The organism is Siphonobacter curvatus (assembly GCF_002943425.1).
GTDB classification, from domain to species: domain Bacteria; phylum Bacteroidota; class Bacteroidia; order Cytophagales; family Spirosomataceae; genus Siphonobacter; species Siphonobacter curvatus.
Genome location: NZ_PTRA01000001.1, coordinates 1,806,868 through 1,819,785 on the forward strand (window position 1 = coordinate 1,806,868; position 12,918 = coordinate 1,819,785).

At 49.6% G+C, this 12,918-nt stretch carries 9 protein-coding genes and 2 tRNA genes; 4 read left to right on the top strand and 7 right to left on the bottom strand.

Going from position 1 to position 12,918, the window contains the following annotated elements:
* Nucleotides 1-186: 186 nt before the first annotated feature.
* Complete coding sequence (locus tag C5O19_RS07420; protein ID WP_104710978.1) at nt 187-1,779, bottom strand: hypothetical protein; 1,593 nt, start codon at nt 1,777-1,779, stop codon at nt 187-189.
* Nucleotides 1,780-2,298: 519 nt separating this feature from the next.
* On the opposite strand from C5O19_RS07420, the gene C5O19_RS07425 reads away from it, so the two are divergent.
* The 3 genes from C5O19_RS07425 (at nt 2,299) to C5O19_RS07435 (ending at nt 5,562) form a co-directional block, all read left to right on the top strand.
* A complete protein-coding gene (locus tag C5O19_RS07425) occupies nt 2,299-3,852 on the top strand; it encodes an FG-GAP repeat domain-containing protein (RefSeq protein WP_104710980.1) in 1,554 nt (517 codons plus the stop codon).
* A 63-nt stretch (nt 3,853-3,915) separates the two neighbouring features.
* A complete protein-coding gene (locus tag C5O19_RS07430) occupies nt 3,916-4,614 on the top strand; it encodes an Ig-like domain-containing protein (RefSeq protein WP_104710981.1) in 699 nt (232 codons plus the stop codon).
* A gap of 150 nt (nt 4,615-4,764) precedes the next feature.
* On the top strand, nt 4,765-5,562 hold the full coding sequence (locus tag C5O19_RS07435; RefSeq protein WP_104710983.1) for an Ig-like domain-containing protein: 798 nt from the start codon (nt 4,765-4,767) through the stop codon (nt 5,560-5,562).
* Nucleotides 5,563-5,665: 103 nt separating this feature from the next.
* Here C5O19_RS07435 and C5O19_RS07440 read toward each other — a convergent pair whose 3' ends face one another.
* From C5O19_RS07440 to C5O19_RS07465, 6 genes are all read right to left on the bottom strand, one after another.
* Entirely contained in the window at nt 5,666-7,753 is a 2,088-nt protein-coding gene (locus C5O19_RS07440; protein ID WP_207766387.1) for a glycoside hydrolase domain-containing protein, read from the bottom strand.
* 219 nt (nt 7,754-7,972) lie between these two features.
* Nucleotides 7,973-8,046 (bottom strand) — tRNA-Arg (locus tag C5O19_RS07445).
* Nucleotides 8,047-8,105: 59 nt separating this feature from the next.
* Nucleotides 8,106-8,179 (bottom strand) — tRNA-Arg (locus tag C5O19_RS07450).
* A 104-nt stretch (nt 8,180-8,283) separates the two neighbouring features.
* Nucleotides 8,284-9,426, bottom strand: coding sequence for a C40 family peptidase (locus C5O19_RS07455; protein WP_104710984.1), 1,143 nt, complete (start codon nt 9,424-9,426; stop codon nt 8,284-8,286).
* A 51-nt stretch (nt 9,427-9,477) separates the two neighbouring features.
* Nucleotides 9,478-10,569: an aminotransferase class I/II-fold pyridoxal phosphate-dependent enzyme gene (locus tag C5O19_RS07460; RefSeq protein ID WP_104710986.1), complete on the bottom strand. Its 1,092-nt coding sequence runs from the start codon at nt 10,567-10,569 to the stop codon at nt 9,478-9,480.
* A 44-nt stretch (nt 10,570-10,613) separates the two neighbouring features.
* Nucleotides 10,614-11,633 (bottom strand): dipeptide epimerase, encoded by a 1,020-nt coding sequence (locus C5O19_RS07465; protein WP_104710988.1) that lies wholly within the window; start codon nt 11,631-11,633, stop codon nt 10,614-10,616.
* 278 nt (nt 11,634-11,911) lie between these two features.
* Here C5O19_RS07465 and C5O19_RS07470 point away from each other — a divergent pair, with 278 nt between their 5' ends.
* Nucleotides 11,912-12,883, top strand: a complete 972-nt coding sequence (locus tag C5O19_RS07470) for an endonuclease/exonuclease/phosphatase family protein (protein ID WP_104710990.1) — start codon at nt 11,912-11,914, stop codon at nt 12,881-12,883.
* Nucleotides 12,884-12,918: the final 35 nt, after the last annotated feature.

The window sequence follows — 12,918 nt, forward strand, 5'->3', positions numbered from 1 at the left end:
CAGTTGTTTGTTAATAGTGGTTCGTTTCCCACTGAAAACGGTTTTGGATTAGTGACCGTTAACCGAAGGATATAAACGAAAACACCCCCGAAGCGATCAGCTTCGGGGGTGTTTTCGTATTCAAATCTGAACTAACTCAAACGTTAAACAACTTAAACTTAATTACACATGGAACCGCTCAAACCACTACTTACAGAATGTATCCGATTCGATGTCTATTTTGTATAGGGTCTGCTGTAGCGTCGTATCCTTTTGCGTAAAAGGCCAGCCAATGGCTGGATTGGGCGTAGCACGGAATCGGTACCGCTTACCGATTTCAAGTCGATTGGAAGCCACGGTCCGAACGGTACGGTATATGGTGATCAGATCTACCCAATCGTCTGTACCGACAATCTGGTACTGAACTCGCAACTCCGCGGGTAATTTGGCTTCATCCACCTGACGTCCCTGTGGACAGATGACATCCAGTTGTACGGATACTTTAGAAGGAGGTCGTTCGAAGCTAATTGGGGCATTGATTGTCCGCGTATCACATAAATCTACCGCTTCGGAAACGTAAACAGGCGTCGTCTGATCTCCACCGTAGTAATTATTAGCCCGGAATACTTGTAATTTCACCTTCCGCTGGATCATACCCGAAAACGTTCGCTGAGCTCCGTTGTTCAAATTCACGTAAGTCTCATAAACGGTTTGATTGGTAGTTGCATCGACCAGTTTAGCATAATACAGAATATCTACGCCCGATAAATTGGTTTGGAATCGGAAGGTTGGTCCCACTTCACAAATATCCTGCGTCTCGGCCAACGCATAGTGTGTCAGTTGGGAGAGCTGCGTTTTAACGAATAACTGATTGTTCTGAGCATTCCGTTGCAGGCGTAGGGGAGCCTGCTGTACCCAGGCATTGCGGGTAACATCAAACATCCAAAAGGGAATAGAATCGCCTTCTTTAGGTAGCTGCCCGTTCAATAATCGCTTATTGGGCTGAATCGCCACGCTTACTTCCGTCGGTGCGGACGTGCGTCGCAGTAATTGCCCCTCGCGGGTGAATCCTTCCAGTTGAAAGAATACGAGGCCTTCAAATATAAATGCTGGAAGTTTTTGACCGTTTTGACCAATCCCGTTGAATGATCGGATGGAATTATTGGGCAGATACGTCGAAGCTACTTGGGGCGTATAGTAATAGAGGGTAGTTTTGGTTTCACCCCGGGCGGATTGACCGTCGATCGTACTCAAAGCAGTATTCTGGGGCAAAACCCACTGAGCGTTGGCTCCGTTAATAGCAGCAGTCTGGATCGTGTGAGCAGCTGTAGTGTGATCTTGCTGGGAGGCGGCAACACCCGTTGGGGGCTGACTGGAATTAATCAACGGGACTGTAGTTGTGACATTATTAGGGGTGCTCAGCTGCCACTGCGAAAGTCTGCTCAAATACCCCGTTGCCTCTGCCCATACCGTTACATTAACCGGATCCTGGCTGGAGGGTAAGTCTTGAGGGTCAACCGCTAAACCCAGAAAACCTTCCGAACTAGGTTTAATAAGTTCTCCACCCGTCAGATTTTTAATACGTCTGGCATCTTCGCCAACCACGGCTACTTGTAAATTGGGTGGTGTTTTAATTCGGGACCCGGCATTCGCATCCGTGTATTGGATATGAAGCGTAGCCTGGGTGAGTGGATCTTTGAATTGAAATTCAATTCCTTCGAAAGGATTTTCGCAGCCGAAACTAATGCCCATCAGGGAAAGGCAAAGTAGCGTACTGAAACGATAGAAGACCTTTTTCATAACGTCTGGCGGAACGTGATTCAAATGGATGTAAATGGAAATCAGCCCCTAAAAAAGCATTCTACAGCTTTAAAACCTACGAATCGGGTAAGTAGAGCCACAAAATGGCAAAAAAAAAACCCTCGAACATCCGCCAATGCTCGAGGGCACAAGTGTCTCAAGTATTCGTCAATACTTATTTGATCTTGTTTGTAAAATATTTTACAAAAAGACCGGACCAATTATAAAATGTTAAGTATAAGGGACGAGTGGGGATTATGAATGAGAATAGTATTCTACAAATACCCCAATATAGGTAAATATATTCACATATTCTATGCAAGAATCATGATAAAATTCTGTTATAATAGACTTTAGTAGATATTTTTTCGTAATCCATCTTGTTGAGTGCAAAACTTGTACCGTTTTCGCTGGTCTAGTCTATTTGCTGATTGGTGGCATAAATGTGGATACTGGTCCCGGTCTTGTCATTCAACGTTGAGGCTTGCGTAGTTTAGCAATGTACTGTTGATACATTTCATGCAATTACTGAAAAGCCTGTTACTGGTAGGAGTGGTAGTGGTATTGTTTTCTCAGGCTACTTTTTCACCAAAAAATCAATCATTGCTTTCCGATTCTTTACTAACGGGCGAACAACTAGCTCATCGGTATTGTCAGGGGTGCCATTTATTTCCTGACCCCTCCTTGCTCGATAAACAAACTTGGGAGAAAGGCGTATTGCCCTATATGGGTCGGAGACTTGGGATTCGGTCTTCAGCCATTGATCCGTACCGGGGTCTATTCGCTGAGGAGAAGCAAAAGGTTATGGCTGCTGGATTGTATCCCCGTAAGCCACTATTATCAAAAGCCGATTGGCAGAAGATTGTGAGCTACTACCGAACCCAGGCTCCTGAAAAACTCGCACCGCCAAGGACCGTTACCAATCCGTACCCATCGCTACCTAACTTCAGCGTACGGGCAATTTCTTTTCAAGACGATCATACACCCCAAACTACTTTGCTCACCTACGATACGCTTTCTCATCAGCTCTTTGTAGGAGACCGTCAGAAGAAATTATGGGTACTCGACTCGGAATTTAAGTTACAGCATGAACATCACCTGGATAGTCCGCCATCGGCCCTGCGTGTACAAGCCAATGGTGAGTTACAGGTCCTGACCATGGGCAGTTTAATGCCCTCGGACTTGAATCTGGGCAATCTACTATGCATCGATTCGGGCGGTGCCATTCGCTTGCAGTTGCATTCCTTACCACGCCCCGTACACTTCACCGAATGCGATCTTAATCAGGATGGCAAAAAAGACGTTATCGTATGTGGTTTCGGTCATCAGCTGGGACAGTTGGCCTGGTATGAAAGCTATCAGGAATCCAATCCAGTCGTACACATCCTGAAAGCCCTGCCCGGAGCCCGTAAAGCAGTTGTCGAGGATTTCAACCGGGACGGACGACCCGATATAGTAGTGCTAATGGAGCAGGCTCAAGAAGGCGTTTATTTATTTACCAACGAAGGCCAGGGCGAGTTTCGAGAACAAGCTTTGCTTCAGTTTCCTCCCGTGTATGGGTTAAGCTCCATGGAAGTCCTTGATTTTAACGGGGACGGTTATCTGGATCTGCTAGTAAGCAACGGTGATAATTGGGACTATACGAATATTCTAAAAAATTACCACGGTATCCGACTGTATCTCAACGACGGAGAAAATCACTTTAAAGAGGCCTGGTTTTATCCGCTGTACGGGGCCAATCAGGTCGTAGCGGCTGATTTTGATCAGGATGGCGATTTGGATCTGGCGGCGATTTCTTTCTTTCCCGACATGATACAACACCCCGAACAGGGATTTATGTATTTTAATAATCTGGGTAACCTGAATTTCGAGGCTCATACTGTACCAGAGGCGGCAAAAGGCAAGTGGCTGACGATGGAAGTAGCTGATTACGATCAGGATGGCGATTTGGATCTGATTCTCGGTTCGTACCTGTATTCACTCATGGATTTGGGAACATTGACCTTACAGGGCCAAAAGAAATTTCCTCAATTGCTCATACTAAACAATGGCCTGCGACAACCAGCTCCTTAATGATCCGCTTGGGATGTAAAAAGGAATTGCCAACTTTGAGAAATTTATTGATCTATTCGCCGAATGAAAAACTTCTTCCTTGGAATCACTTGTCTGTATGTATTAAGTTCATGCGGCAAGGATCAGGACAATACCCCGCCAATCACCCTTGATCAAGACCAGCTTGAGCTACATTACGATCAAACGCATCAGTTTAAATTGAAGCAGGGGACTGGCGAGTTGAAAGCCAGTCAATACCGCTGGACCTCAAGCAACGAGTACGTAGGAACCGTATACGATGGCGATTTTAAAGCCGAGCAGATCGGCGAAACGACCATTACGGCAAGCTCGAAGGATGGAAAAAAGCAATGGACCAGCAAGGTGACCGTGGTTCCGTACAGCACGCTTTATCGCGAACCCATAACGGATTTTAACCTGACCCCAGAACAGGTTAAGAGTAAAGAGACCCGCGAATTACGCGAGCAATCCGCCACTGTAACGACTTTTAAGGGCGAAAACAGTAAAACCTGGGCGATCCGGTACAACTTCACGGCGGGCAAACTGAGTTCAGCCAGCGTATTATTGATGGATTCGCAGGACATCGCCAACGAAGGTAGCCGCTTCCTCGACGAGCGGTATAAGTACGTAGGAGAGGTGAATGGAGCCAGTGTGTTTACCGACGAAAAAACAGTGACTATCCGCTATCAGTACACCAATGATTATGGCCTGATAGTGCAGTACAATCCCTACGTTAAGGGTGGTCGTTTACCCGGCGTTCTATAAAAAAAGAGCGTACCTCGTTTAAAAAGAGAAGGCTTTACACAGGCCTTCTTTTTTTATGGGTAATAAACAAGGTCGTAGGCAAAAACTTATTATTTGGAATCTCGCTACCTATTTCCGTACTTACCTCATATCCAGCAAAAATCTGCTTTCATGAAACACCTTTTCTTAATCGTAAGCCTACTTTGGGTTTTTACGTCCTGCTCTAAAAAAGACGAGGCTCCGGCTGTTGTAATCAACCAGCCGCAGTTGCAAGTACATTTCGACGAAGAACATCAGTTCGCCCTCACGCAAGGAAACAATACCCTCGATGCCAGTCAGTATAAGTGGACCTCTAGTAACGAAACCGTAGGTACGGTGGATGCCGCGGGTAAATTTTCCGGCAACCGCATCGGCGAAACCACCATCACTGGAACGTCAGCCGATGGTAAAAACCGGGTAGAAAGCAAAGTAACGGTGATTCCCTACGTAGCTTCTTTTGTGAAAGAACCCGTACTGGATTTTGGCAACAGCAAGGCTACCGTCAAAAGTAAGGAGACCCGAACACTGGTGAATGAAAATGACAACTCGCTTGAATATCAGGCAGAAAATACAAAATTAAGAGGTGTCGGCTATATTTTTCAGAATGCTGCTTTGATTGGCTCTGTGCTGTTTCTTACGCAAACGAATGAAGTAGCCCAAGAGGCGGCTCGTTACTATGCAGAACGCTATTACACAGAAATGGGTGATAATGAAATTCTGGTTGAGATCTCCGATAAAGTTATTATGGGACTGGTTATCGATGAAGAATGGGGGCTTTGTTGCATTTACCTACCTGCAAATACTTCAGGTGGTGGAAGGGTTGCGGCAAAAGACCTGAAGCAGGCCTTCAAAGGTCAGTACAAGCCTGGTAAGACAAATAGTATCCAGTTAAAGCAGGCTTTTGCAGCTGTCCGTTCCCGGAAACAATAGCAACAGACTTTTTAAGGTAATAAGAAAGACCACTTCGAATCTTGAAGTGGTCTTTTTAGTTGATAGATGGAAGTCCTGAACGTAGGATAGATACGCAGTGAAACTAACGCTCACTACCCGAAATCCAGATATTCTCCGTTCCGTACGTCGTCGGTTTGTCGCTGGCTTCGATCACCAGTTTACCCCCTCCGGTCAGTTCCTCGTGCGTAAGCCAGAGTCGTTTTAAATCTTTGCCGTTCAGGGTTACCCGCTGAATGTATCGCCGTTGATTGGAAAAATTAGGTACGCTGATTTCCAGGTTTTTCGAGGGAAGCCGAATGGTGATTTTCCTGAATAAAGGAACGTTCAGGTAATAGATGGGTTCGCCCACCAGCGGCTGCTGAATGCCCAGAGCCGTCAGTACAAACCAGCCTGACATGGCTCCGGCGTCGTCATCCATCGTGCGTACCAAGGCTTTGGGTTCGTTCTTGTAAATGCGGTCGATGTGGGCTCCAATCCCGCGACTATTATCATTAAAGTAATACTGCACGACCGTATCGACGGCCAGTTGCTGCACGAGCTGCTGGTACTTCCAGGGTTTGTCACTGGCGTAATACAGTGCCGGCGACTGCAAATCGGGTTCGTTGGCCCGGTTGAAATAATGATTATCAAAAAAGTCGTCGAGTTGCTCCGTAAAGGCTTTCCGGCCACCCGCCAGTTGCACCAGACCCGTAACATCAAAGGGGACCGACCAGCGATACTGCCGGATGGTACCCTGGTACATACTGCGAGCCGACATGCGGTCCACGTCGGACTTACTCAGGTCTTTGAATTCCTTCTCCCACAAGGGGCGATACGCCTGGGATTTACGCAGGAAATGCTCGGACAGGGGTTGCTCGTGCAGGCCCTCGAAGAGTTTTCCCATCATCCACAGATCGTAGGACGCTTCCAGAAATTTATCCGGCTTGCTAAAATCAAAACGGGCCGTATCCGCCAGCAAAGCCTGCCGGATAGCGGGTACGTCCAGCGTATACCCTTTGCGGACAGCATCCAGCAGGACCACCGCCGCGTGCTCGGTACGCACGGAGTTGGCGGGTTCGGTAGGCCCCGCAAAATCGTACTTGCCGTAGCGGTAGAGGTTGGCAATGGAATGAGTAATGTCCTGATACAAGCGAGGATACAGCAGAGCTAACAGGGGCAGCTGCGTTTTGTAGTTATCCCAGATGGCCCAGCCGTGGTACCGGGGGCTGGTGGCTTCGTGAATGTTCCCATCCGTCCCCCGAAAACGGCCATCGGTTTCCGAAATCCGGAAGGGCGACTGCATGGTTCGGTATAGTAACGAGTAGAAAAGCGAGGTGCGATCTTTGGGGCCTTCCACCTGAACAATACCCAGCAGGTCGTTCCAGGCGGCAGTGGATTTTTGGAAAAGGGACGTGTACGTCTGCGTAGCTCCCTGCTGGAGGCGTTGTTCGGCAGAGGCCTGATCGACTGCCGAAAAGGCAATCCGTACCGGAACCTGACGCGTCGCGGGCGACAAATGGGCGATCAGGATGTGGTTGGATTCCTCCGTCCAGGTAGCAGTAGTACCAAGGTCCAGGGCGTAATAGATCGTATACGTGCCCGCGTGACAGGTCGTTTTCGCCTGAATCCATCCCGACACCCGGGATCCGTTCAGGGTATGCTGTTCGCCAACGAAGGCCCGGTTGAAGGTATGTCCCAGATCGAGCCGAAAGCCTTTAGCTCCCTCGGGGAAGGTGTATTCGGACAGGCCTTCGTTCTGTAGAACGGTCGCTTTCATACGTATGCCGTTCGTAAACGAGATCGCATACTGACCGGGTTGGGCGGTATCGGAAACCTTACGAAGCGGCTTGCCATCGTCCTGCGTCCCCAGAAAGGGTTTCAGTAACAGCAGTCCACCGCTGCCCTGACAGCCTACGCCTTCAAAGCGATTGTGCGTAAAACCGAGTACATCCTTCGCCAGATATTCGTAGCCCGTGTGCGTACCCGGCACCGTAAGCGGCAGAATACTCAACTGGCTAAAGGGCGAAGTCGCCGCCGGGGATAGCTGCCCATGATCGCCGGAAGAGCCCAGAAACACATTCACCTGATTACGCTGGGCAAAAGCCATCACTTGCCACACGGAGCACCAAACCAACAGGAAACACTTCAGGCTGAGCCTGTAATACTTCATTCGAAAAGGAAAAAGAGACATACGTACGCGAAAAAATGCTGATCAATGGTATAAGATCCTGGTCAAGCAGAAGCGTATTGATTAGGTAAGTGAAGAAGGACCGAATCGGCCCGTTTTCCGTTTAAAGGAATTTGAAGGTGTAAAAAACGGGGTTGAGGGGCAGTTTACAAAACTTTTGGTGTGACGAAAGTATGAAGATTGAAAACAAAAAAGCCTGCTTCAGCTGAAGCAGGCTTTAAGTGGTCGCGTAGGGATTCGAACCCCAAACCTTCTGATCCGTAGTCAGATGCTCTATCCAATTGAGCTACGCAACCGATACTCGATTACTGTTTTGGAATGTCGGACGGGTGGTGTAACCATTTTCCAACGGTAGTGGTCGCGTAGGGATTCGAACCCCAAACCTTCTGATCCGTAGTCAGATGCTCTATCCAATTGAGCTACGCAACCGTCTTTTGATCGTTTGATACTGGGTATCTTTCCGATCGGGAATGCAAAAGTAGTGACTTCAAGAGGCTTTGTCAAGCTTTCCCTGCAGCCTTTTTTTAAATAATTTACTTTTTGCTGAGTTTCAGGGCGTTGGTGTAATGGTCAATAATGCGTTTGCTCCGCAGGTACCGACCTACATTGAACGCATCATAATTCGCCGCCGTCGGGTCCACGCTACTGACCATGACGTAATTGGAAGCGTGAATGAACTGGTTTTCGCCCAGCCACATCGCCACGTGTACCACCTTCTCAGTACCGTCCTCGTTGTGTTTTCCAAAGAACAACAAATCACCGGGCCGTAACTTCGACCAGTCTTTTTCCGCATCGACCAGCATTCCGGAGTATACCTGCTGGGACGCGTCCCGGGGGAGTTGGACGCCGTTCAGAAAATACACCGTTTTCGTAAAGCCACTGCAATCGACTCCTTTAAACGAAGTACCGCCCCAGAGGTAAGGTAGTCCCATGAGTTTTTTGGACGTACTCACCAGCGAAGTTTCCGAAATCCGTACCGAAGCCAGCCAGTCGGCGTAAAAACGGGCGTCCGTCTTTTTGATATACGCTTTCCGGCCATCGGGGTACGCTACTTCATAAAAGGAACCTTTCTCGCCTTGGTACGCCAGCAAATCGCCGGCGACAATATCCGATACCGTCTGGCTGTCCGTATTCGGTTCACTGTACGTAAAACCGTAGGGCGTCAGGTACAAGAGCTTGCGGGTCTTCTCCCAGGCTTCGGCCTCGGCTTTCGTAACCAGCTGGATGGAGCCATGATCAACCCAAGAAATGTACTGATCGGGCGTCTGTACGCGGTACCAGCCATTTTCCTGTTCGTAGACGTTCAGTGGCGTACCCAGCAGGGCCTGCGTCGCCAGTTCGGCCGCGTGTTTGGGAGCGGAACGAATGTTACACACCGAAACGCGAACGATGGCCTGCGTTTTCTCACCCAGTTCGGCGGAGGGCAGTACCTGCATGTCGTCCTGGACCGAAGTGCCCGCGGCTTTCAGTTCAGCGAGCAGGGCCTGATGGGCTTCCAGACTGCTGGTCTTACCCCTTACGTGCCCGTCTTCGGTCGCTTCTACCTGAAAAATGACGGTTCGTTTATCGGGGGCATACTGCTGCTGGACTTTGGCAATAATCTCGTTCATCGGGGTATGCTGAGCCATCGCGGACCATGCGGTCAGGCAAAGACCCAGGGTTAGGATTTTCTTCATCAGTTCAAGAAAGATAAGAAGGACGGCATCGTCTACGCACGGTTAACGATGTTAAGCTTCCGTCTGTTCACTCGCTACACTGGCCCTGACTTCGTACGCTCGACAGGCCCCCGCGATACGGCTAATATCCGAAGGCTCGTGCAGGGGCGTAATGACCAGCCGCGTAATGGCGGGATCATTAGGGCCGGGGTAGGGGAAACAGGCCGTTAGAATTCCCGCTTCGCGTAGATACTCGTGCAGGCCAGGCTGTGCCGTGGTGAAGGCCGGATACGCCGGCAGCCAGTGAAAGAGTCGTATCGACGCTCCCAGTTCCTCAACAAACTGATCCACCCGCTGGCTGAGCAATTGATGGGCTTCATCGTACAGTCCCAGCGATTGCGTGAACGCCCAGAGGTTGGCCGGATTTGCCGGACTGGCTCCACTAAACATCGGAAAGTGACGGATTGCCCCCATCACCTCTACTGGTCCGGCCAGTACGCCCGCTGGCACGCTCAGGGCTTTATTCAGAGAGGCGACGTATAACAGTCGTACGTTCGCGGGTGCGGACAATTGCGAATAAATCCCCCGGCCCTGAGAAAACACCCCTAGACCGTGCGAATCGTCGACCACGACCGTGATCCGGGCTTCGGTGGGTAAGTGATTCATCCAGTCGAAGGGAACCAGTCGGGTATGCGGGGAACCCACGGAATCGGTCACGATCACTACCTCCGGTGCCTGCGACTGCCGAATGCGTTCGGGCAGCTCAGCGAACCAGGTTTCGTACGATTCCGTAGCGGGAAGGAAATCATCCGCCCAAAGAGCCGGATGGACATTGGGTGCGTATAAAACCAGAACGCCCGGTTGCGAAAAGGTTAACCATTTCAGGATTACCTGTCCCGCCATCATACCCGACGAAACGGTCAGGGCCGCCGGAGCACCCATCCATTGAGCGAGTACGCGTTCGGCCTCCTCATAAATCGCCAGGCGAAGCGTATTGTTCCGGGAACTACCCCAGTTGATACCCACCCGACGGATGCCCTCCAGTACCCGCTCAATAAAGACCGGGTTTCGGCTCATGCCCAGGTACGAAGTGCCGCTGCACCAGAGGAATTCCCGCTGGTCGAGTACGACGGTTCGCCCCGGAAGTTCGTCCGTATAAAACATAAACGTTACATTTAAATCCTACGAATGCTTGCTCTGAAACCGTGTTAGCGATTCAATAAGCGGGCTCCCGTACCATTTTCTTCAGCGTAAATCACCTTGCCGTATTCAATCGATACACCCGTAGACAAATCGTCGTCAACGAGCAGAATACCGTCCATATCCACGTAATCGAGCAAAGGCAACAACTGGGCAATGGCCGAGCAGCCAATGTTCGATTCGGTCATGCAACCCACCATCACCTTCAGGCCCAGTTGGCGGGCGTGGGCAATCATGCGGCGGGCGGGCGTCAGGCCCCCACACTTCATCAGTTTAATATTGATACCGTGAAAAAATCCGTAACAACGGGCCACGTCGGCTTCCACGATACAGCTTTCGTCGGCAATCAGCGGGAGGGCTGATTCTTCAAATACCCGTTTCATACCTTCCCAGTTGGTGGCTTTCATGGGCTGTTCGATGAATTCAACACCCAGTTCTTTCAACGCCCGCGAATTTTGAAGAGTTTCTTCCACATCCCAGGCCGTATTGGCATCCACCCGAAATACCGCGTCCGTGTGCTTCCGTAGTTCCTGAATGATTGCAATATCTTCCTTGGTCCCCAGCTTGACTTTGTAGAGCGGAAAGGGCATTTCCTTCATCTTCTCCACCATCTTTTCCAGGGTATCCATACCGATGGTGTAGTCAGTGATGGGATTATCGGAGGGGTCCAGCCCCCAGACCTCGTACAGTTTTTTGCCCGCTTTCTTCGCGTACAAATCGTTATAGGCCACATCCAGTGCACATAGGGCAAAGGGATGATCATTACGCAAATGCGGCTCGATGAAGTCGAAAAATTCTTCGGGTGTACCTCCGGCGTAGTTTTCGATGAGCGTACGTACGGCTTCCAGTTGGGCCATCATGCCTTCGATGTAAACGCCGTAATAGGTGGTTTCAGTAGCTTCGCCGTAGCCGGAATAGTCACCGTCCTGAAGTTCAACAATGAGCGTAGGCTGCTCGTTTCGGGATTCGTGCGTAATCGTAAAGGTGTGGCGTAGCCGCAAGGTGTGAGCGTGAAGAAGCAGTTTCAATGGAATAGAAGGATAAAAGACGAATAGAAATAAGCAGTAATAAGACCCTAAACGTTAGCTTCGGTTTAAAGCCTTGATTGCATGAACTAGGGAACAAAATTGTGCAATTTTATTGAAAGGGCAGGTATTATTTGGTATTTACTTGATTTGTACGATGCTTTCTTTGGAAGGTACAAAAGGCATTGAAGTTGAACTTCTGAGAATCAGAATGATTCCCGTATTTTTGTAAAAAGTAAACATGTCATTCCTTCCCTCCGCCATAATTAATCAATGAACTCGTGAAAACCATCGAAAGTCCGATTCCCGTTCAAAACCGAAAAGCTGAAAAACAATTTCATTTCTGGCAGTCTGTTGTCGCCTTTTGCACGTACGCTTTGTTGCTGGTATGCCTACTAGGGCGTCTGGGAAGCCACTTCTTTTTCTTCGAATTGTTCAGCCATTTTTCCGCCCAGTGTCTAGCCATTGCCGGATTCCTGTTCATCTACTGGATTCTTTTTCGGAACCGACTATACGCGGTGGCCTTATTCAGTGTCCTGCTGAATGCCTGGCTGGTACTGCCCTGGGTGACGAGTAAGACCCCGGCGGCGGAGCCGGCCGATTTGCGAATCATGCATACTAATGTGCTCTTTACGAATCTGGAGTACGACGCTATTCTGGAAAGCATTCGCCGCGAAAACGCCGACATTGTACTCATTGCCGAGGCTACGCCACCCTTATTCCAAAAATTTCGCCAGGAACTGCACCGCGAGTATCCGTACGGGTATCTGGTGTATTCCAAAACGCATTGTTACGTAGCCATTGGCAGCCGAACCCCCCTGCGGGTCAACCACGCCGCGGTGACTGCCAATCGAATGCTACACGTGCATACTACGGTAAAGGGCCGTGAAATTGCCCTGATTTCAGTACACCCGAAGACGCCGCTCAATCCCACCTGGTTTGAAAGCCGGAACGAACGACTGCAATACGCGTTCGATCAAGCAGCGAAGGAATCGGTTCCGACCATTCTGGCGGGTGATTTTAATGTCAGTGTGTTCTCGCCCGTGTACCGTTCGCTGGTGGCATCTTCGGGGATGCAGGCTTCCCGCAAGGGGTTTGGCATCAGCCCAACGTACCGCAATGGCTATGGCCCCCTGATGATTCCCATCGACCACGTGCTGACCAACAAAGGCTTCCGAACGGTAGGTTTCCGTACCTTGGATATGAAAGAGTCCGATCACAAAGCCATTGTAGCCGATCTGAAATTTCAGTAAGCCCGGTAAAAGGAAAAGCCCCATGAAGGGGCTTT

What these genes read in the sequence shown, in the direction of transcription:
- C5O19_RS07420 (WP_104710978.1), bottom strand. Translation starts at nt 1,779, where the DNA reads ATGAAAAAGGTCTTCTATCGTTTCAGTACGCTACTTTGCCTTTCCCTG.
- C5O19_RS07425 (WP_104710980.1), top strand. Translation starts at nt 2,299, where the DNA reads ATGCAATTACTGAAAAGCCTGTTACTGGTAGGAGTGGTAGTGGTATTG.
- C5O19_RS07430 (WP_104710981.1), top strand. Translation starts at nt 3,916, where the DNA reads ATGAAAAACTTCTTCCTTGGAATCACTTGTCTGTATGTATTAAGTTCA.
- C5O19_RS07435 (WP_104710983.1), top strand. Translation starts at nt 4,765, where the DNA reads ATGAAACACCTTTTCTTAATCGTAAGCCTACTTTGGGTTTTTACGTCC.
- C5O19_RS07440 (WP_207766387.1), bottom strand. Translation starts at nt 7,753, where the DNA reads ATGTCTCTTTTTCCTTTTCGAATGAAGTATTACAGGCTCAGCCTGAAG.
- C5O19_RS07455 (WP_104710984.1), bottom strand. Translation starts at nt 9,426, where the DNA reads ATGAAGAAAATCCTAACCCTGGGTCTTTGCCTGACCGCATGGTCCGCG.
- C5O19_RS07460 (WP_104710986.1), bottom strand. Translation starts at nt 10,569, where the DNA reads ATGTTTTATACGGACGAACTTCCGGGGCGAACCGTCGTACTCGACCAG.